Raw genomic sequence first — 21170 nt, 5'->3', positions numbered from 1 at the left:
TCTAAACAAGGTTTTGAAAATAATAGTTATAACGTAACTAAAACTGATGGTGGTAAATTTGAGGCTAAAGTAAAATTAAACCCAATTGTACCTATCATTACAGAAACAGAAGTTATCTTAGAGCCAATATTCTTTGAATTCAACAAAAGCAATATCACAGCAGAAGGTGCAGAAGAGTTAGATAAATTAGTTCAAGTATTAAACGAAAATCCAACAATGGTTATCTTTGCTAAATCACATACCGATAACAGAGGAAAAGATAAATACAACCTAGATTTATCAGACAGAAGAGCTAAAGCAACGGTTCAATACATCATCTCTAAAGGAATAAATAGCGAAAGAATCACAGGACAAGGTTTTGGTGAAACAGAACCAAAAGTTTCTTGTGGTGACGATTGTACCGAAGAACAACACGCGCAAAACAGACGTTCTGAATTTATGATCGTGAAAAAATAAAACCCAAAACAAACTAAAATTAAAAATCCCTAATAGAAATATTAGGGATTTTTTATAATGAAATAGAGGTTTAGTTGTCAGACGAAAACCATTCTGCAAATGACGATTCTGTTTCTTGTAGTTTCAAAGAATGTAATTTTATTGCATCAGGTAGACGTTGTTGAATTTTTTTTGCAAAATCAATAACCATATTTTCACTTGTTGGTTGATAATCTACTAAAATAACATGATGATCTCTTTGTTTTAATTCTTTAGCTAATTCAATATGAGGCGTGTTTTGATTAAAAACAGTTGCGTGATCAAATACATCTACAATTTCTTCACGAACAATTTTTTTTAAATCTGTAAAATCAATCACCATTCCGTATTTTACATTGCTTTTGTCTGTTATTGGTTTTCCAATTACAGTTACTGACAACTTATAACTATGACCGTGAACATTTTTACATTTTCCATCATAACCGTATAAGGCATGGCCAGTTTCAAAACTAAATTGCTTGGTTATTCTGATATATGACATGAGTTATCTGTTTTTTGTTTTATTATGAAAAGCAATCAACAATTATCGTTAAAAAATAAAAGATAAATAAGGTGAAATTTACTATCCGATTTTTTACTTTTTCTCTAATAATTAAGCTTTAAACATTTAAAAAATTAAGTCTTTTGAAAAAAAATTACTATAGCAAAATTAATAAAAAAAGGTGAGAATCAACTCACCTTAAATTGTTTTGTATGTTTTATATAAAATTATTGAAATTGATACTCTTGAAACTCATTGATGTGACATTTTCTAGAGTTTAATACATTACCGTTAGTATCAATAATAAAAGCTACATATTCAGTTTTGTTTACATCTGAAATATTATCTAAATTTATTGTAAACTCTCTATTTAATTCACTTCCAGTAGCAGAGTTTTCAATAACATCTCCATTGTGTTGCGTAATAATTTTTTTAAGTACATGATCATGCACAAAATCAACAATTATATCATCTCCATTATAAAATGTAGTGTAGTTAACTTGATCATAAATCAAACCGTCTTCTAGTACATATACTACAAGTTTCACATCGCTATAATTTTCTGTAAAAAGACAACTTACATTCAGTTTAACAGAGTTGTTTGAAAGTGTTTCAGTACTCAACTTTAAACCCAGTCTTTTCGTTAATTGTGTTTGATTAACAATCATGTCTAGATTATTGTATTCTAAAGGAGTCCATCTAGTTTTTCTGTTAACAAAAGCTTTAGGATAACCACCATTTGGTTCAAATGCTGAAGAATCAAAATTGTAAGGATCATAACTAGAATCTTGTGGGTTAGAACTCGATCGGTGAATACCAACTTTTATTAATTGATCATTATTAACTCCTAGTTGTTGGCTAGCTAATTCTAAAGCATAAGAAACTCTGGGGCAATTTCCACACCATACACCAGTGTAGTCTTCAACCATTGCGTTGCTTTTGAAAGATACTAAAGAACCATCATGGTAAATGATTTCTAAACTATTAACAGCATCAAAACCTAAATACTTAGCTTCGACAAAATAAGTTCCTACCTGATCTGTAGTAAATGTGTTTCCGTTAATCATAGTACCATTGACATAAAAAACAGTGTTGTCTGTTATATTTTCACCATTGTTTTTTTGTAATTTAAAGGTAGTAGTCTGATTGATTATTTTCGTAGATTGATCGGCTGATAAGATAAGATTATCAACAGATTCTAATATCGTATAATCCTTACTACAACCAAAAAAAACAAATAATAATAAAAATTGTAAATATTTCATTTATACCTATTTTTTGTATATTTTAATTGTTTCTGAAAGCCCATCATTATTACTAACATTCAATAAATAAACACCAGATTGAACATTTGACATGTCTATATTAGTGTTGTTAGAGATACTTTCGTTAGAAATAATTTGACCTTGTAAATTTGTCAATGAAAATTGAGCTTCTTTTGTAACTTCAAGTCCTATATAATTTTCAACATAAGTGTTTAAAACTTTAACACCCATTAATTCCATTTTATCTCTAACATCAATGCTCAAAGGTCCTTGATATCTGTAAGTTAAATTAAAACTAGAACCAACTACTGCACCAGTTGTAACATTTCTGGTTAAAAATCTAAAGCTATAATCTACTGGATAATTTGAACCGTCACCAGGATTGAAATTTTTGAAACTGTCTCCAAGACCAACAGTGTTTCCACCTGCATTAATAACATTTGCATAGTCTGGATAAGTACCACCAGAAGAAACATTTGGAATACATTCGTATCCCCAGCAAAGTTGAAAATTAGTTCCTGTTGCATTCACAATATCCATACAACGAACTCTAAAGTCTAAATTTTCAGAAGAATTATTATAAACTAAAAATTTAAGTTCTGAAGCGGGATTGCTATGACTTGTAAATTCAACAATCTCACCATTTGTAAAAGGCGTTCCGTCAATTTTATTAACTGTAAATTGTGCACATGTCAAATAAGAAATTAAAACACAAAATAAGAGAGTAATTTTTTTCATAATTATTATTTATTTCAACAAAAGTATCATAATTATTTGATTATTAAAAAAAAAAATTAAATTTGTATTGCTAAAAAAACAAACTTTTATGAAAAAACTACTACTATTATTAATGGTTTCTGCTGGTTTAAACGCTCAAACCTTATTACAAGAAAATTTTAACGCTTTAGGAAGTCCAGTATCATTACCAACTGGATGGACAATGACTAATCAAAGTGCAAGTGCAAGTACATCTGTTTGGTTTAATGGAGGAGGTCCTTTTGCTGCACATGAAGGAGCAGGTTTTATTGCTTCAAATTATCAAGCTGTTTCAACAGGATCAGGTACAATTAGTACTTGGTTAATGACTCCAACCATTCAAGTTCAAAATGGAGATGAAATATCATTTTATTCTAGAACTGTAGATTCTCCAACTTATCCAGACAGATTAGAATTCAGAATGAGTACAGCTGGAGATGCTTCAGTAACTCCTTCAACAGGAAGTGCTGATGTTGGTTCTTATTCAACGGTATGTTTGACTATTAATCCATCTTTAACAACTGCGGGGTATCCTAATACTTGGACTAAATATACTTATGTTGTTTCAGGTCTAACTAGTTTAACTGGTTGTAAATTTGCTTTCAGATACTTTGTAACTAGCGGAGGACCATCAGGAAATAATTCTGACTATGTAGGTGTTGATGCTTTTGTGGCTAAAAGGCCAGTTGCTAATGATTTATCATTAAATTCTGTTACTGTACCTGCAATTATTCCTGCGGGCAACTTTACTTTTAATGGTCAAGTTGAAAATCAAGGAACAAATGCTGTAACTTCTTATCAAGTTACTTGGCAATCTAATGGAGGTACACTAAATACTTATGATGTGACGGGAGTAAATATTGCAGTAGGAGCTACTCACAGTTTTACACACAGTGTTGCTTTAAGTGCTACAGCTGGACAAGCTTATGCGTTAAATTTTAATGTTTCAACCGTAAATAGTGGTGCAGACGGAAATACTTTAAACAACACTTTATCTAAAAACACTCAAGTATCCTCTGGTTCTACTCTTTTCAAACCGATGATTGAAAAGTTTACAAGTTCTACATGTGGTCCATGTGCTATTTATAATAATTCAACTTTTAATCCATTTTATAATGCAACTTATGCATCAGACACTTACAATTATGTTGCTTATCAAATGAGTTGGCCAGGTACAGGAGATCCTTATTATATTGCAGAAGCAGGTACTAGAAGAGGTTACTATGGTGTAAACGCTATTACCAGTTTATGGATTGATGGCTCTGAATATTCAACTACAAATAATCAAGCAGCTTTAACAGCTCATGTAAATAGTGAAGCATCTAAACCAGCTTATTTTGGTTTAACAGCTTCTAGAGATTTTACAGGTAATAATGCAGCAGTAAATTATACGGTAACTCCATATTTATCTGGAAATTATGTAATGCACGCTGCTGTTATTGAAAAAGTTACAACTAATAATGTTGCTTCAAATGGAGAAACATCATTTAAACATGTAATGATGAAAATGGTTCCTGATGCAAACGGTACTACTTTAAATTGTGTTGCAGGAACTCCAATTACAGGGCAAATTTCTGCTAGTTTAACAGGAACATTCATTGAGCAAATGACAGATTTAGAAGTTGTTGTGTTTATTCAAAATCCTACAACTAAAGAAATAATGCAAAGTTTTAGAGCAACAGATGCTTTATCACTTGATACTAATTCAATTAATGCAGTTAAACTTTACCCTAATCCTGCTGCAGATTTTATTCGTTTATCAAATATTGAAGTAGTAAATGTTCAAGTAACAGATTTAACTGGTAAAACTTTAATGACTTTAACTAACGTAAACGATCAAACAGATATTAATGTTTCTAATTTAAATTCTGGAGTTTACTTCTTTACAGTTAAAGGGGAAAATGTAAATCAAACCATCAAATTTATAAAAAAATAAATCTTATTTATCGATATATTTTACTTAAAGGAAGTTGAGCAATCAACTTCCTTTGGTATTATATTTGAATAGCTTTTTAGAAACTTAGTAAATATGAAATCGCCATTAACAACAAGTTTGCATAAGCAAACACAAATAAATAAAAAGGCGATACCATATATGACCGCTAACAAATAAATTTTACATATATGAAAAAAATATTCTTTTTTATTTTATGCTCCTTTTGGGGTTTTAGTCAAACTCAGATGCCAAATATTGAACTTAGTTCTGTTGATGGAGAATCTTTTAATGTAAGTACGGATTACAACGAAACGGATAAACTTTATGTGTTTTCTTTCTGGGCTACTTGGTGTGCGCCATGTATTAACGAATTGGATGCGATTCATCAAAAATATGACGAGCTTAAAGAAGAACTAAATATGGAAGTTATTGCTGTTTCAATTGATGATACAAGAACACAAAAAAGAGTAAAACCACTTTTAAATGGTAAAAAATGGTCGTACGATGTGCTTTTGGATACCAATCAAGATTTAAAAAGAGCCTTGTCTATTGTTAATGTACCCTATACAATAGTAGTAAAAAATGAAAAAATTGTATACATAAGTAATGGTTATTCTCAAGGAGCAGAAGAAGAATTATATACAAAATTAAAAGAATTATAAAATTATTAATGTAGCAAACAAACAAACTAATGAATTTAAAATTTTATATATTTTTATTAAGTTTCATCACCTTAAGTATACAAGCTCAAGATAAAAAAAAAGATTACGGCCGATTATTTGGAGGTTTTGAAACTAACGCACAACGTTATTTAGAATTTGTAAACGATGAGCAATCACCGGAATATTTTCGTTCCAATAACTATCTTCAAGTAAATTATGAAATTTCAAAATGGACCTTTGGTTTGCAAGCGGAAAGTTATGCAAATCAAGCTTTGTTAAATTATTATCCAGGTTTTAAAGGAACAAACATAGCAACTTATTACGCAAAATATAAATCTAAAAAGCTTGAAGCTACAGCAGGTTATTTTTACGAGCAATATGGTTCAGGCATGATTTTAAGAGCTTGGGAAGATAGAGCATTAGGAATTAACACAGCGTTAAGAGGCGGAAGATTGAGTTATAAACCTACAAATAATTTAAAATTAAAAGCTTTTTTTGGACAACAAAGAACAGGTTTTGATGTTTCTAAAGGAAAGCTCTTTGGTTTTGATATTGAGGCTAATTTATCTTCTGTATTAAATTTTGAAACGGCCGATTTAGAAATTGGGTTGTCTAATGTGAATAGATATGAAAAGATAGATGAATTGTTAGTTCCAAATCCTCAATTTGACCCTACTACAAGTGCTTTTTCATTTAGAGCTAATTACATGAAAGGTTTTTTCTATGGTGGTTTTGAAGCAAATTATAAAACCAAAGATGCCGTTTTAAATAGAATCAACAATGAAATTTCTAATGATTTGATAAAGGATGGTTCTTCTTATCAACTTAATTTAGGAATTGCCAAAGAAGGATTAGGAATCGACTTAACTTTGAGAAGAACGGAGAATATGTTATTCACTTCAGAGAGAATTCCTGAGGAAGTAGGTTTAAATCAATCTTCGTTAAACTATTTTGATAAAGTAATTAATTTTGCACCAGCGTTAACAAAACAAAATCATTCCAATTTGGCCAATATTTATGTTTATCAAGCACAAACAGGAGTTGAATTTAAGTCTGATGAAATAATGAAATCTGGTGAAACTGGTGGACAAATTGATATCGTATATGATTTTGCAAAAGAAACTGCTTTAGGGGGAAAATATGGTACTAAATTAGCTGTAAACTATTCTAGTTGGTTCAATTTACCAGGAACATATAGATCTTCTCCAGAATTTTATGAAACTAAGTTTTTTGGGGTTGGAGAAAAATATTTTTCTGAATTCAATGTTGAAGTAAAAAAGCAACTTTCAGAAAAAACAAGAACTTCGTTTTTATACATAAACAAATATTACAATAAGCCATGGGTTGAAGATTCTTCAGAAGACGTTAATTCGCACATAGTTTATGGTGAAATAACTTATAATTTTACAAATTCAAAATCTATTCGTGCAGATTTAGAACATATGTGGGCTGATGCGGATTTTAAAAATTGGATTGGTGGATCTGTTGAATACAATTTTAATGAGAAATTTTCTTTGTACATGTTAGATTTATTAAATTATGGTAACACTAAACATGAAGAAGAAAGTAAAAAACATTATCTAACTGTTGGAGGAGCTTACAGAAAAGGGAGATCTAGAGTTTCTTTAGCTTATGGAAGACAAAGAGGTGGATTAGTATGTGTAGGGGGTGTTTGTAGATTTGTTCCAGAAAGTACTGGTATTTCACTTTCATTTAACACGGCATTTTAATTCTCAATATATCAACTTAAAAAAGGGTAAGTTTTTTAAACTTACCCTTTTTTTTATCTCACCAAACTAAAATGAGATTTGAATTCTTTTCTAACATTATCTTGTGTAAATTCTATTTTGAACCAATAGTCAGATGCTGGTAAATCTTGATTATTAAAAGTTCCATCCCAACCAAAACTATTGGGTTTTATTTCTGTAATTAGTTTACCATAGCGGTCAAAAATGTATATTTTAGATTGGTAGGATTGCAGTAATCCATCAATATTCCAAACATCATTAAAACCATCTCCATTTGGTGTAAAAAAGGCTGGATAAGTTACCGTTTGAATAATTTGAGATTCTAAAATTCCACATTGTGCCTCATCTCTAACCAAAATGGTGTAACTTCCATTGGTTAATCCTGAAAAAACAGGACTATTTTGCCATTCATTTCCTCCGTCAATACTATATTCATAAGTGCCGAAGCCTCCAGTTGGTAATGCTTCGATAGATGCCAAGCCTGATGCAAATAATGGCGTTATTAATAGAGCACTAAAATTTTCTGGTTCTGACGATGTTGTTACTGATATGCTTTCAGTATTTTCGCAACCGGTAGTGTTGTTTTTAACTATTACATTATAAGTGCCACTCTGAGTTACATTATATTGTGCGTTTTGCTCTCCTAAACCGTTAAGATTTGGGTTTGCAGGTGTCCACGCGTATGTATAATTTCCCGCAACGGTTGGAGTTGCATTAATTGTTTGTGATCCATTTCCAGTGATTGGGTCAAGGCAAAGTATAAAGTCAGCCCCTAAATTAATAATTGGTAAGGGATTGACTTTCAATTTTAAGTAGGGTCCTAATCCCACACAATCATTATTTAAATTACTATCTAATCTTACCCAAATGGCTTGATTGTTTGGAATTGTATTTCTAAAATCTGTAGTATTTGTTATTTCATTTTGTTCTGCTAAAGCGTCATTCTCATTTAGATAATAAGTCACTATGAGATTTTGAGAAGCCGGAAATAAGCTCAATATGTCTGATGTAGCATCACTAAAATCAAAATAATCAAAACCGTCATTTTCGGGATCAACAGTTGAAATATATTCATCACATTCTTCAATAGTATAAGAATAATTTGAGGGAATAGTAGTAGTAGAAACTATTAAATTAACTTGAGCAATTCTAACACAACCATTTTCATTTTCAACCCTACACCATACAATACTATTATTTGCAGAATTGTAATCTGTATCATTAATAATTGGGTTACTATTGTTTTCTGCATTTATTTGCGAAGTAAAAAATGTAAAGGTTAAGTTATTTTGAGATGAAATTGCTAAATTAACTTCTGTCAAATTGAAATCAGTAATTGCATCTGTGTTTGAATCACATTGTTTTAAATCCACCACAGAATTTATCACAGGCAATGGATTTACTATTAAATTAAATGAAGTTGTATTGTAGCAACCAGTAACATCATTTGTTAATCTTACATAAACCAATTGTGAGTTCGAATAATAATTGGTTTGAGGATTCAAATTATTGTCTGCATCCGATAGATTGATGTGATAAGTAACTGAAATATTGGATTGATTGTTTAGTATTTCAGAAGTTTTTATACTTAAATCAAAAGTTGCAAAGACATTGGTGTCATCTCCATCTAAATCATCATCACAAATTTGTAAATCCGTAATTGGGATTATTTCTGGTAAAGGATAATTCGTAATTGCAATTGTTGCTGTTATTTCCTCACAAACATCATCACCAGCTATAACATAATTATAATTTCCACCTAAATCTACAGAAGGATTATAAATATTAGTTCCGCTAGCTAAAGCAGGGTTCCATGTTCCTCCTGCAGTCGCACCAGTTCCTAATAAAGCAAATAAATCAACTGGTGCATCATTATTACATACGGTCAAATTAGTATCTGTTCCTGCAAATGGGGCTTGCTGAATTGTTACAGTAATATCTACATCTATAATGTCGCAATCGCCTATGTATGAATAATTGTAAATTCCTGGCAGATCTATATTAGGATCAAAAAAATCGGTTCCAGAAGCCAGTGGCGGTGTCCATGTTCCATTAGGTTCTGGATTTCCATCTATTTCATCTAATAAATTGGTTATACCGCTAGAGCATAAAACTACATCGGTATCTCTAGGTTCGCTACCAAAACCAGAATAATAACCAGAAAAACCAACAGCAATGTTATTAGTTCCAAAAACTCCAACAGCTAAAGGCCCAGTTGATTCAACTACTACATTTCCAGAAAAACCGGAAATTCTATAAGTAACCCATTGGTTAGTTCCCAAAACAGTTTGAGGCTGTGCGGTTGTAGGTGTTCCGTTGATAGATATGACTGCATCTGCATAAGTTAAAGCAATAATATCAGCTGAATAATTAATATTGCCTATTGTATTTATACTTGGAATTAAATCTACACTTTTTTGAAAAAAACAGCTTAAAGGTGGGATAAAATTCAATCCTGTAGTAGCATCACTGCTCGAGCCAGCTAAAATTTGATAAAGATATATATCCTTACTTGAAGTGATGTACATGTTTTGATTGTTATTAACTCCTTGATAATTTGATGTAGGAATAGTATAATAATCGCCAGCATTTAAGTTTATTATCGGTGTTGCGCTTCCGTTTACAAAAACATCTGTATTGTCTTCAGTAGCAATAACTAAGGGCAATTCGGTATTATTACTTCCATTTCCTTTAACTACAAGATATTCTGAACCTACATTTTCAACGGATACAATTTGATCTAAATTATAATCTTGTCCGCCTGGAGGACTAGGGTTTGTCATTCCAGCCAAGGCATTTCCGGTATTTACAGCAATGGGCTTGTCTGAAGTTAACAAAGCACCCACAAATCCTGCTAAATTGGGACCAATATCGGAATAACCTGATAAAACCACCGACTGGCCTTTATTTAAATTGAACGTTTGTGAATCCAAAGTAACATCTCCAGTTCCAGAAGCAAAAACAACTCCTGTATCATAATCAGAAACAGTAACAGTTGTATTGTCTTGAGTTGCCATAAAGCTTGATACAAAGTTTCTTGCGCCACCAGCAGAAACTTGTGGTAAACTACCCAATCTAAAACTGGTTCCTGTTCCCGGAATTCCTTTGGATACTAAAATTTCAGCATGATTTAGAGCTCTAATTTTAAAGGTTGCATAAAAATCTTCCGTTCCAGTTAAAATTAATCCACCTATATTTGTAACCACATTAACGTTTTGAAGGCTCATAAACATAGGAGAAGGTTGTCCAAATCCAATTTCTATCGTTTGTGGATTTCCTTGAGAAATTGTAAAAGGTGAACCAGGAACTAATATTCCGTTTCCATAAGTAACATTTACTTCAAAAGGAGTAGGATTTGGTGTAGAAAGATACAAATAATGATCTTCTACAACAGAAGCATCTCTTGCATGTATGGGTGGAATCCAATGTTTGTTACTTAATTGTCCGAAGGAAATGGAAGTAATAAACAATAAAAATATAAGTAAATAACGCATTGATTTTATTTTAGAAAAGTAAAAATAAAGAAAAAAGATGGCAATACCTTATTTTAATAAGAATTTAAAATAATTTCCTAGAAGAAAGCCCTCAATTGCACATTTCCTGTATGAATTATTTTAGAGGTTTCGCTTTTTCGCCCTTGATAATTTATGTTAATGTCTAAGTAGGTAGTTAGATTCTTTTGAAGAAACAAACGCCAAGTTTGATTTTTTCCAATTTGCAAGCCTTCTAAGAGTTGAAATCCAACGGCTGATAGCGAATTACCTTCAAATGAATTGTTATACAATGAAAATTCGCCATTAACACTAAAGCCTTTTTCACTATTAAATGTGAACGAACTTCCAAATCGGTTTTGATTTAAACTTTCAAAAGCACCTATTTGATTTTCTTTGTTTTGAAATTCATAAAACACATCCCAACTGGCATTTTTTGAAAAAAGATAAGCAACTTTTGGACTGGCCTGAAAACCTTCTATTTCAAAATTTCGAGTCGGATAATTTTCTGAAAAAGAGGCACTAAATATGGTTTTTCCTGCCAAAGTGAATAACCAAGTTTTTTGAACTAAATGCTGATACTGCAATTGATGTGATTTTGCTCTGTTTTCAACAGAACCAACAGAAAGTAAGTTTTTAGCATCATTGGTTAAAAAATTGTAAGTAATGGAATGGTTTTGTTTGCCTCTATTGTAAAAAAGACTATTTCGAAAACTACTATTTAATCCAACTAAGTTTTCACTAGAGTTTGAAAAAGGATTTAAATCAAAATCAGTAGTATTTCTATTAATTTTTCTATCAATTAAATAAGACGTTTGGTTGTAAAATTTGGACATAAATTTTTTAAAACCCTTTTTGTTTTGCCATTGATTTAGGTTAAAAGTTAGCGATTGTGAAAATTTATTTTGGTGTGTTTGTAAAAATATTTGATTAGGTAAAAATACGCGAACATATTTGGCTAAATCAGGAAATGGAGCTATTTCAAATTCTTGTAATTCCTGAATTCCATTGTCATTGTAATCGTTCCAAGTATAAACTCCTTGTCCTGGTTCAACTTCTAAATAAGTAAATTCTTGTTGGGCGATAGTTCCAGAAGAATTTTCATAAATGGTAGATAATTGTATTATTTGATCCCAAAAACGATCGTTATAAATTATTCGAGAGTTTAATGAGGGTTGATCTTTTTGATTGGTGTTTTCAAATTTTAGAGTTCTGTATTTTATAAAAACACTTAAATTACTTTTTTCTGTTTTAATTAATTGTGAATTTAGATAATAGGAATTCGAGTGATTGACTCGTTGCACAATTCCGTTTTGTAAACTGTCATTTTGTCTTTGTAAATAGCCTAATTCTAAAAACACTTTAGTGGAGTCGCCACGACCAATAAAAGCACCATATTCTGAAAATTTTTGACTCAAAGCTGAAAATTCGTTGCTTGCTGCAAGTTGTTCTAAATTGTTTTCATAATTAAAATTTCCACCAAACCAGTTTTTTTTGAAATTGTATTTTGCTTTGGTTTGATTTCTAATAAATTTTGTATCAGAAAAACTTCCATCACTTTTCATGGCACTACTTTGGTTGAAAAAATGGATGTTTTTATGTTTATAATTAGCAAAAAGACTGTGTTTTGTTCCAGAAAAATTTTCTGAAAAATCCAATTTCTCTAATTGATATTTTGCAAAGCCTTTTTTATTGAAATTAAAATCTAATCCAGAAATTAAAAGTCTTTGATTTCCTTTTGGTGAAGTTAAATTCCAATCCCGATTAAATTCTATAGCGAATAAACGTTCAATAGTTTTAAAATCTTGTTGAATAAATTGAAAATTAGCAAAACCATCGACAACTGTTTTTTTGTTTAAAATTCTTTGCTTTGTATTTATTTTTCCCGCAATTCCATTATTATTATCGTCATTTAACGATGAATATAAATTTTGATCATTATTGCTAATCCCGATTTCAAAATCAACTTTTGTTTTTTCAGAAGGATTAAAACCTCCTAAAATAGTAGCAATTTGAATTTTTGTTGGAGCTATTAAACGAGCAATAGGTTCATAATTTCCTTGTGGAATTCCCGCAATGGGTTCAATGTATTCGTATATTTTTCCAATAGCTTGATTGTTTACTAGAATATAATTCCCTTGATTATTTCCAACTAAACTAAAGCGGACATTATACAATTCATCATCAGGATTTGTTGAATATTCAAAAGCTTCAACACCAGAAATAAATACTTTTTTATACAAAATTTTATTTTCAGAATAACTGTCCAAATACGCAGAAGAAGCATTCATTAATGTTAAATCATCACCAGCATTTTGTAAAACCGTTATTTGTTCCTGCGATAAATTTTGTTGTAAGGGTTGATTTTTCACATCATTTTCTGAATATAGAAAGCCACCAATATTCCATTTTTTAGTTTCATGAGTAGCTCCAGCATAGGTTACCAATCGGGTATAATTTCTATCTGTATATTGATATTCCACATTGATACGCATTTCGGAAGTTATTGGAAATAAAGACGTAAAAATCACTTCACCTGCATTGTAATCTATAATATAATCATTGTTTTCTCCTCGAGTTAATAAAATTCCATTCACAAAAACGCGTTCAGAACCCGAAATCACTAACACATACAATTCACCATTATTTCCGCGCAATTTATAAGGACCTTGATTGCCTTCTTGACCTGTAAAAGCACTTCGAGCATATTGTCCACGAACTAAAGCAGCTGAAGCAAAAATATCGGTTTTGTTTTCGTTAGAACCGAATGTGAAACGAGAAGAAATTCCTTGAACTTTTTTATTGAAATTTAAGAAGGAAGATTTTCTGTTTTCTAAAAATAAATCTCCTGCTCTGATGTTCCATTTGTTAGAAAATAATTCGATGAAAATTTGGTCAAATTCATCCAGTTTTTGTGAATATCCGCCATCTTGCAAAGGGATATTACTATCTTGAATAGAAGCTCGTAAACTAACTTTATCCGATAATTTTCCTGTAATTTGAAGATCTAAATTTGAATTTACAACCGTATTTTGATTATTTCCAATAGTAACACCTCTAGTTATGCTTCCATTGGTATTTAAACCATCAAAAGGTTTGAAAGTGCTTTTGTTAGGTTTTTTTATAGCGAAAAGTTGCCCAGCTTCATTGGGAACCACTTTGTTTTCATCATAAATGGAATAGGTTTTGGTCAAAAATTCAGGAAATGTTAAGTATTTGACTTCGAGTGTATCTTTTGAAGTGAAATTTTCTTTGAAAAGTAACTTCCCGCTTTTGAAGTCAATTTTGTAAGAAGTGGAATCGATTTCAATTCCATCTTTATCTAAAACTTTGAAGAAAGCTTTATTAATACTAACTTTTTCTAAAGAAATAGTATCTTTTGTAGCAACAATTTTTTTTGATTTATAAGGAGTTTGTGTTTCTTGAGCCAAAATGCCCGAAACAAAAAACAAACTAATCCACAAAAACCAATTCTTGCCCATAAATACTATAACTCTCAATTTTCAAAAGTAGTATAATTTTTGGGTTTTGCTTCAAAATAGTTTTGCCACAAACTTGCAAATTATTACTTAAAATGTAAATCTGTGGCGTAAATCTGCTATTCTTTAGTCACAACTTGTAAAGTACCTTCAGAAATTTGTTTTAGTAAAATTGTTTTGTTTTGTTCTACAATTTGAGAGGCTTCTTCATCAAAATGTCTAACCGTGAAAAGCGAAACATTTTCGTTAAATGAAATTTTAAATTTTTTAGCTAAACTATTTTTCAAAGCTTCAAAATTTCCATATTTGTCTTCAATACAAACAGAAAAACTAATAGCTGAATTCTGAATTAAGTTTACTTTTATTTTATATTCGGCAAAATAGGCAAAAATTTCACTCATGTGATCTTCCATCATAAAGGAAAAATCTAATGAAGATAACGAAAGTAATAATTGGTTTCTTTTAATGATAAAACAAGGTGTATGAGGATCTAAATCAGCTCCTTTAGAAACCGAAGTTCCTGGTAAAAGTGGATTGATGAACGATTTTACAAACAGTGGAATTTCTTTTCTTTGAAGCGGTTGCAATGTTTTTGGGTGTATGACACTGGCTCCGTAAAATGCCAACTCAATAGCTTCACGATACGAAATTTGATTTAAAAGGATAGCGTTTTCAAAAAATCTTGGATCAGCATTCATTACACCTGGAACATCTTTCCAAATGGTTACACTTTCTGCACCTAAACAATAAGCAAAAATAGCAGCCGTGTAATCTGAACCTTCTCTTCCTAATGTTGTGGTAAAATTATTTTCATCAGAACCCAAAAAGCCTTGAGTAATATTTAGGTTGTTTTTTTGAACTCCTTTTGAAATTAATTGTTGGGTTTGTTCCCAATCTACATTTCCATCTCTGTAATTATTGTCGGTTTTTATGAAATTTCTAACATCTATCCAATTGTTTGTTAAACCTTGTTCGTTGAAATAGTGACTTACAATTGTTGTAGAAATAATTTCACCATAACTAATTACTTGGTCATAAACAAAACTATAATTTGGTGATTTATTGCTTCTTAAAAAATATTCTAAATCGGCTAAATGGCTATTTACAGCGAAAAACACATCGTTGTCTTCGTCTTCAAACAAATCCATTAAAATTTGATTGTGGTATTTCTTAACTTCTTGCAAAGAAGCATTGAATTCACTTGATTTGTCAAAATAGTTTTTAATAACTTCTTCCAAAGCATTGGTCATTTTTCCCATGGCAGAAATCACGATTAAAACATCATCGTGACCAACTGTTTTAAGCACGTTTAAAACATTTTTTACACCATCAGCATCTTTAACTGAAGCACCACCAAATTTGAATATTTTCATTCTTTCGTAAGTATTAAGATAAGAGTATTAAGTATTAAGATTTAAAAAGTTATCGATTCCAATTTCGTTCATTTGAACAACGTACCAATCTTTTAGAATATTTGCACCTGATTTTTCGTAGAATTTTATGGCATTTTCGTTCCAATCTAAAACATTCCACTCAATTCTTCTGACATTGTCTTTTTTTCCTTGTTTTATGATTTCACTATACAAAGCGATTCCTGCACCAGTACCACGTTGACTTTCTTTTACCACTAAATCTTCTAAGTGAATGGTTTTGCCTTTCCAAGTAGAATATCTGTAATAATACAAAGCCATTCCTACAATTTCACCATTATTTTCGGCAATAAAAGTATAAAATAAAGGGTTTGAACAAAATCCATCTCTAATTAAATCTTCTTCAGTTACCACAACAGCATCAGGTTCTTTTTCAAAAACAGCCAACTCAATAATTAAATCGAGTACCGCTTTCATATCTTCTTTTGTTCCTTTTCTAACGGTCATAATGTAAAATTTAAGCAAAAATAAGATTAAGAAAAACATATACCTAAAAATCTTATTTCTTTTCACAAAAAATACGATATTTGTGCCATTAACACAACTACAACGATTTCGAAATGGAAGAAAGAAACAAAACTTTAGGGGAATATATTATTGAAAATCAAAACGCTTTTCAATATTCAACTGGTGAATTGTCTAGAATAATAAATTCTATTCGTTTAGCAGCTAAAGTTGTAAATTATAAAGTGAATAAAGCCGGCTTAGTGGATATTGTTGGTGCTGCTGGCGAACAAAATATTCAAGGCGAAGACCAACAAAAATTAGATGTTTTTGCTAATGATACTTTTATTCAAACGTTGATCAATAGAGAAATTGTTTGTGGAATTGCATCTGAAGAAAACGATGATTTTATTACAGTAGCAGGAAGTGATAATTCGCACAACAACAAATATGTAGTTTTGATGGATCCTTTAGACGGTTCTTCAAATATTGATGTTAATGTTTCTGTAGGAACGATTTTTTCAGTATTCAGAAGAGTAACACCTATCGGTACGCCAGTAAAATCTGAGGATTTTTTGCAGCCTGGAATTAATCAAGTGGCAGCTGGATATGTAATTTATGGAACATCAACTATGTTGGTTTATACAACTGGTCATGGGGTTAATGGTTTTACTTTAAATCCTGCCATAGGAACTTTTTATCTTTCACATCCCAACATGCAATTTTCAAAGGATGGAACTATTTATTCAATAAATGAAGGAAATTACATTCATTTTCCTAAAGGTGTAAAGGATTACTTAAAATATTGTCAAGCCGAAGAAGGTGATAGGCCCTATACATCTAGATATATAGGAAGCTTAGTGTCTGATTTTCATAGAAACATGATTAAAGGAGGAATTTACATTTATCCAACCAGTTCAAAAGCTCCAAACGGTAAATTGAGATTACTTTATGAATGCAATCCAATGGCATTTTTAGCAGAACAAGCAGGTGGAAAAGCTTCTGATGGTTATCAAAGAATCATGGAAATTGAACCGACAGAATTGCATCAACGTGTTCCATTCTTCTGTGGAAGTTATAACATGGTTGAAAAAGCGGAAGAATTTATGAAAAATTCATAATAAAAAAGCTCCAAAAGTTAAATACCAATTGGAGCTTTTTTTATAATCATTTAATAATTACTTATTCATATGAGTCATTTCGTACATGAAAGTATCTAAATCTACATTCAATATTAATAAAGACAACGCTTTGTCAACAATATAAGAAACATTACTTGGCGTAAAACCTAAAGCTAAGGCAAAACGAGTAAGAATTGCTTTTTGTTTTGGACCTAAAATGTGGTCAGCATATACCATTCTAGATAAGTCATACAAACGTTCTAATCTTTGCGTATGCAATACAGGCGGATTAATAGGGTATTTTGAAGGACTTTCAAGAATTTCCTCATATTCTGCTGGAGAAATTTCTAAGCGAATTGCCAATTTGTCTAAAAAGGCTTTTTCTTCAGTAGTTAACGCTCCGTCAGACAAAGCTACTCTTACAATTGCTGAAAAATGACCTTTATTTCTATTCTTGAATTCGTTATCAAATAAATCTGAAAATGACATAGTTTTAATTTTAATTTTGCAAATATACTTTATATTTAGAATTTATTAAAAAGTTTTCTTAAGCTTTTTACTATCATTTTAAAATTTTGAAAAATAGTTGTAAGTTTGATTTTTAAAAAATTGTAAAGAATGTCAGAATTTTGGGTGTATTTCAACTTGGGTCTTAAACATGTTTTAGATATTAATGCTTATGACCATGTTTTGTTTTTAATGGCACTAATTATTCCTTACCATTTTAAAGATTGGAGTAGGGTTTTAGTATTGATTTCTTTATTTACTATTGGTCATACCATAGCTTTACTGCTTTCAGTGTTTGGAATAATTTCTGTGAAAGTAAATTTAGTTGAATTTTTAATTCCCATAACAATACTTGTTACTGCTTTGTATTATTTATTTACAGCTGGCAAGACCAATAAAAAAAACGATAATATTTCATTCGTTGCTATCATTACTTTGTTTTTTGGAATTATTCATGGCTTGGGATTTTCTAATTATTTTAAAGCCATTTTACCAGGAAATACATCTGATAAGCTTCTTCCATCTTTAGAATTTGCTTTAGGAATTGAAGCAGCACAATTAATTGTAGTTTTTATTGTTTTATTCCTATCCTATTTGGTTCAAACTGTTTTTAGATTTTCTAAACGCGATTGGACTTTAGTAATGGCATCATTTATAATTGGTGTTGTAATACCTTTGGTAATTAAAAGCGAAATTTGGAATCGATAATTATGTCAGAAAAAAAAATAAAATACGACAAGGCTTATTTAAGAATTGCAAAAGAATGGGGACAACTTTCCTACTGTGAAAGAAAAAAAGTCGGTGCCATAATTGTTAAAGATAAGATGATCATTTCTGACGGTTATAACGGTACTCCTTCAGGATTTGAAAACTGTTGTGAAGACGAAGACAACAACACACATTGGTTTGTACTTCATGCAGAAGCCAATGCGATTTTGAAAGTGGCACGTTCCACGCAATCATGTGAAGGTGCAACTTTGTACATAACGCTTTCTCCGTGTAAAGATTGCAGTAAGCTTATTCATCAATCGGGAATAAAACGCGTGGTATATTATAATGAATACAAAGATACTTCGGGAATAGATTTTTTAAAAAATGCAGGTGTAGAAGTTCAACTAATCAACGATTTGAATCAATAGTAAAATGAAAATAAGTAGAATTTATTTGCCAATAGTTTTAGGTTTAGCAGTCGGTTTTGGCTTGCTATTAGGCAATTTTATAAATTCTTTTATGCCCAACCAAGTATTTTCAAGAAATCCACACATAGATAAGATTCAAAAACTTATTAATTATATCGATAAGGATTATGTTGATGATGTTAATACAGATTCAATTGTAGATTTGACAGTGAATGGAATTTTAGAAAAACTAGATCCACATTCAGTATACATTGCTAAAAATGATGTGGAACAAATTAACCAATCTATGAAAGGTGATTTTGTAGGAATTGGTATTAATTTTTATATTTACAAAGATTCTGTGGTTGTGTTAAAACCTATTCCCAATGGTCCTTCCGAAAAAGCTGGAATTAAAGCAGGTGATAGAATTCTATTTGCTGACAATTTTCAATTATTCAATAAAAAACTAACAAATGAATACCTGTTTTCTAAACTTAAAGGAGATGAAGGTTCTAAAGTTGCTCTAACTATTTTTCGCAAATCTGAAAACAAAAAAATCAAACTCAACATTACAAGAGGTGTAGTTCCCATAAAAAGTGTTGATGTTGCTACTTTAGTTACAGATGAAATTGGTTACATAAAATTAAACAGATTTGCTGAAAGTTCTTATGACGAAATCAAAAAAGCCATTATATTACTCAAGAATCTTGGGGCTAAACAATTAATTCTCGATTTAAGAGATAATGGTGGTGGTTACTTAGAAATTGCCTCAGAAATTGCCGATGAGTTTTTAAAAGACAAAGAACTTATTGTTAAAACTATCAATAAAAAAGGAACAGAAGACAAAACTTTTGCAACTAAAAAAGGAAATTTTGAAACAGGAAAAATATACGTTTTAATTAATGAAAATAGTGCTTCTGCCAGTGAAGTCATTGCTGGAGCTATTCAGGATAATGATAGAGGATTGGTTATAGGAAGACGTTCTTTTGGTAAAGGTTTAGTCCAAAGAGAAATGCCTTTAGGAGATGGTTCTATGGTGCGATTAACAATTGCAAGATACTATACACCATCAGGGCGTTCCATACAAAAACCTTATAAAGATAAAGCTGAAGGTTATTTTAATGAATTTCAAAAACGTTTTGAAAGTGGTGAATTGTATGAAGCTGATAGCATAAAAGTTGCTGATAGCCTGAAATTTAGAACCAAAAAAGGCAGAATTGTTTATGGTGGAGGTGGTATTACTCCTGATATTTTTGTGCCTTTGGAAAGTGCTAAGAATCATGCCAACGAAGCCTTGACTTATATTTTACAATCAGGAAATGCCAGTTATTTTGTTTTTGAAGAATTAGATAAGGATAGAGCTTACTTCAATAAATTCAATAAAGAATCTTTAAAAAATGAAATTTATAACAACCCAAAATACCTTAAAGATTATAAAAATTATCTAACGGAAAGTGGTTTTCCCATAGAAGTCAATAAGTATAAAGAGAAAATTGCAACCTTTTTATATGCAGAATTTGTGCGTCAATTGTATGATGAGGATTCTTATTATCAAATAATTCTTTATCAAGATGCTATGATTAAGAAGGTTTTAGAACAAAATAAATAAGAATTTTGACTAATTACTTACCTAAAGCATCGTGAACCTGAACTGGATTGCCATCGTTCCAAAAGGTTAAAATATCCGTTGCAACAGCAGCTCCACTACCAGCAGCAATTGCAAGTTGACTTCTATGACCAGCTAAAGTTCCCATCACATAGATTCCTGCTTTTACCAAATGATCCTTGTTTTGCAGTTGAATTCTGTTTTTTTCTACAGCAGTTTTTTTGTGTGGAATAACAAATTCATTTAAACCAGTAATTCCAAACGGATTTGAAGCACCAATTCCAATGCAAATTAGCTTAGTCTTATAGCTATTTTTATTCGTAATTACAGTAAAATCGCCACTTTCACCCACTATTTCCATTACTTTCTCGTTAGTAATTTGTTCAACATGTGGATACGAGTTTTGCAGATGTTCGCTACTTTCTTTTAATAATTCAGAGCCTAATTTCCCTGAAGCAATTCCGTAGGCATTATTAAAAACAGCATTTTGTAAAGAAGATGCTTTTTGATGCATAATGATTCCAATTTTTTTGTCCAATGCGAAAGGTTTTTGCTTAGCTGAACCAAGAATCAACCCACAAGAAACTCCAGAAACACCACCGCCAATTATCAAAACATCATACATAAAAGC

Annotated in this window: 17 protein-coding genes; 8 read left to right on the top strand and 9 right to left on the bottom strand. The window is 30.8% G+C overall.

The genetic code is table 11. The features are described 5' to 3' along the window. Nucleotides 1-456, top strand: a 456-nt coding sequence (locus ACTF56_RS06685; protein WP_438966135.1) for an OmpA family protein, incomplete at its 5' end; no start/stop codon positions are given. Nucleotides 457-526: 70 nt separating this feature from the next. Here ACTF56_RS06685 and ACTF56_RS06680 read toward each other — a convergent pair. From ACTF56_RS06680 to ACTF56_RS06670, 3 genes are all read right to left on the bottom strand, one after another. After that, on the bottom strand, nucleotides 527-976 hold the full coding sequence (locus tag ACTF56_RS06680) for a 6-pyruvoyl trahydropterin synthase family protein (protein WP_438966134.1): 450 nt from the start codon (nucleotides 974-976) through the stop codon (nucleotides 527-529). Nucleotides 977-1203: 227 nt separating this feature from the next. After that, on the bottom strand, nucleotides 1204-2241 hold the full coding sequence (locus ACTF56_RS06675) for an Omp28-related outer membrane protein (protein WP_438966133.1): 1038 nt from the start codon (nucleotides 2239-2241) through the stop codon (nucleotides 1204-1206). A gap of 6 nt (nucleotides 2242-2247) precedes the next feature. Next, nucleotides 2248-2979 carry a T9SS type A sorting domain-containing protein gene (locus ACTF56_RS06670; RefSeq protein ID WP_438966132.1) on the bottom strand — a complete coding sequence of 244 codons (732 nt, stop codon included), beginning with the start codon at nucleotides 2977-2979 and terminating at the stop codon, nucleotides 2248-2250. Between the two features lie 88 nt (nucleotides 2980-3067). On the opposite strand from ACTF56_RS06670, the gene ACTF56_RS06665 reads away from it, so the two are divergent. The 3 genes from ACTF56_RS06665 to ACTF56_RS06655 all read left to right on the top strand — a co-directional run bounded on the left by ACTF56_RS06665 (nucleotide 3068) and on the right by ACTF56_RS06655 (nucleotide 7325). Beyond that, nucleotides 3068-4933, top strand: coding sequence for a choice-of-anchor J domain-containing protein (locus ACTF56_RS06665; protein ID WP_438966131.1), 1866 nt, complete (start codon nucleotides 3068-3070; stop codon nucleotides 4931-4933). Between the two features lie 188 nt (nucleotides 4934-5121). Continuing rightward, entirely contained in the window at nucleotides 5122-5595 is a 474-nt protein-coding gene (locus tag ACTF56_RS06660) for a TlpA family protein disulfide reductase (RefSeq protein WP_438966130.1), read from the top strand. A 29-nt stretch (nucleotides 5596-5624) separates the two neighbouring features. Then, nucleotides 5625-7325, top strand: a complete 1701-nt coding sequence (locus ACTF56_RS06655; protein WP_438966129.1) for a DUF6029 family protein — start codon at nucleotides 5625-5627, stop codon at nucleotides 7323-7325. Between the two features lie 53 nt (nucleotides 7326-7378). Here ACTF56_RS06655 and ACTF56_RS06650 read toward each other — a convergent pair whose 3' ends face one another. From ACTF56_RS06650 to ACTF56_RS06635, 4 genes are all read right to left on the bottom strand, one after another. After that, on the bottom strand, nucleotides 7379-10837 hold the full coding sequence (locus ACTF56_RS06650) for a T9SS type B sorting domain-containing protein (RefSeq protein ID WP_438966128.1): 3459 nt from the start codon (nucleotides 10835-10837) through the stop codon (nucleotides 7379-7381). Nucleotides 10838-10914: 77 nt separating this feature from the next. Next, nucleotides 10915-14316 (bottom strand): hypothetical protein, encoded by a 3402-nt coding sequence (locus tag ACTF56_RS06645; RefSeq protein ID WP_438966138.1) that lies wholly within the window; start codon nucleotides 14314-14316, stop codon nucleotides 10915-10917. A gap of 116 nt (nucleotides 14317-14432) precedes the next feature. After that, the gene (locus tag ACTF56_RS06640; protein WP_438966127.1) at nucleotides 14433-15686 is read right to left on the bottom strand and encodes an aspartate kinase; all 1254 of its coding nucleotides are present in this window, start codon (nucleotides 15684-15686) and stop codon (nucleotides 14433-14435) included. A gap of 27 nt (nucleotides 15687-15713) precedes the next feature. Beyond that, a complete protein-coding gene (locus ACTF56_RS06635; RefSeq protein ID WP_438966126.1) occupies nucleotides 15714-16190 on the bottom strand; it encodes a GNAT family N-acetyltransferase in 477 nt (158 codons plus the stop codon). A 113-nt stretch (nucleotides 16191-16303) separates the two neighbouring features. Here ACTF56_RS06635 and fbp point away from each other — a divergent pair, with 113 nt between their 5' ends. Continuing rightward, nucleotides 16304-17308, top strand: a complete 1005-nt coding sequence (gene fbp / locus ACTF56_RS06630) for a class 1 fructose-bisphosphatase (RefSeq protein ID WP_438966125.1) — start codon at nucleotides 16304-16306, stop codon at nucleotides 17306-17308. 57 nt (nucleotides 17309-17365) lie between these two features. On the opposite strand, the gene ACTF56_RS06625 is transcribed toward fbp, so the two are convergent. Then, nucleotides 17366-17797 (bottom strand): TerB family tellurite resistance protein, encoded by a 432-nt coding sequence (locus ACTF56_RS06625; protein ID WP_438966124.1) that lies wholly within the window; start codon nucleotides 17795-17797, stop codon nucleotides 17366-17368. Between the two features lie 129 nt (nucleotides 17798-17926). Here ACTF56_RS06625 and ACTF56_RS06620 point away from each other — a divergent pair, with 129 nt between their 5' ends. The 3 genes from ACTF56_RS06620 to ACTF56_RS06610 are packed head-to-tail and all read left to right on the top strand — an operon-like array spanning nucleotide 17927 to nucleotide 20542. After that, the gene (locus ACTF56_RS06620) at nucleotides 17927-18523 is read left to right on the top strand and encodes a HupE/UreJ family protein (protein WP_438966123.1); all 597 of its coding nucleotides are present in this window, start codon (nucleotides 17927-17929) and stop codon (nucleotides 18521-18523) included. Nucleotides 18524-18525: 2 nt separating this feature from the next. Further along, nucleotides 18526-18954, top strand: coding sequence for a deoxycytidylate deaminase (locus ACTF56_RS06615; RefSeq protein ID WP_438966122.1), 429 nt, complete (start codon nucleotides 18526-18528; stop codon nucleotides 18952-18954). A 4-nt stretch (nucleotides 18955-18958) separates the two neighbouring features. Further along, nucleotides 18959-20542 carry a S41 family peptidase gene (locus ACTF56_RS06610; RefSeq protein ID WP_438966121.1) on the top strand — a complete coding sequence of 528 codons (1584 nt, stop codon included), beginning with the start codon at nucleotides 18959-18961 and terminating at the stop codon, nucleotides 20540-20542. 13 nt (nucleotides 20543-20555) lie between these two features. On the opposite strand, the gene ACTF56_RS06605 is transcribed toward ACTF56_RS06610, so the two are convergent. After that, nucleotides 20556-21164, bottom strand: a complete 609-nt coding sequence (locus ACTF56_RS06605; protein WP_438966120.1) for an FAD-dependent oxidoreductase — start codon at nucleotides 21162-21164, stop codon at nucleotides 20556-20558. Between the last annotated feature and the right edge of the window lie 6 nt (nucleotides 21165-21170).

Origin of the sequence: Flavobacterium sp., assembly GCF_965657075.1 — a bacterium.
Taxonomy (GTDB): Bacteria; Bacteroidota; Bacteroidia; order Flavobacteriales; family Flavobacteriaceae; genus Flavobacterium.
The sequence above is the reverse complement of the archived record's forward strand: the minus strand, read 5'-3'. Positions and strand labels throughout refer to the sequence as shown.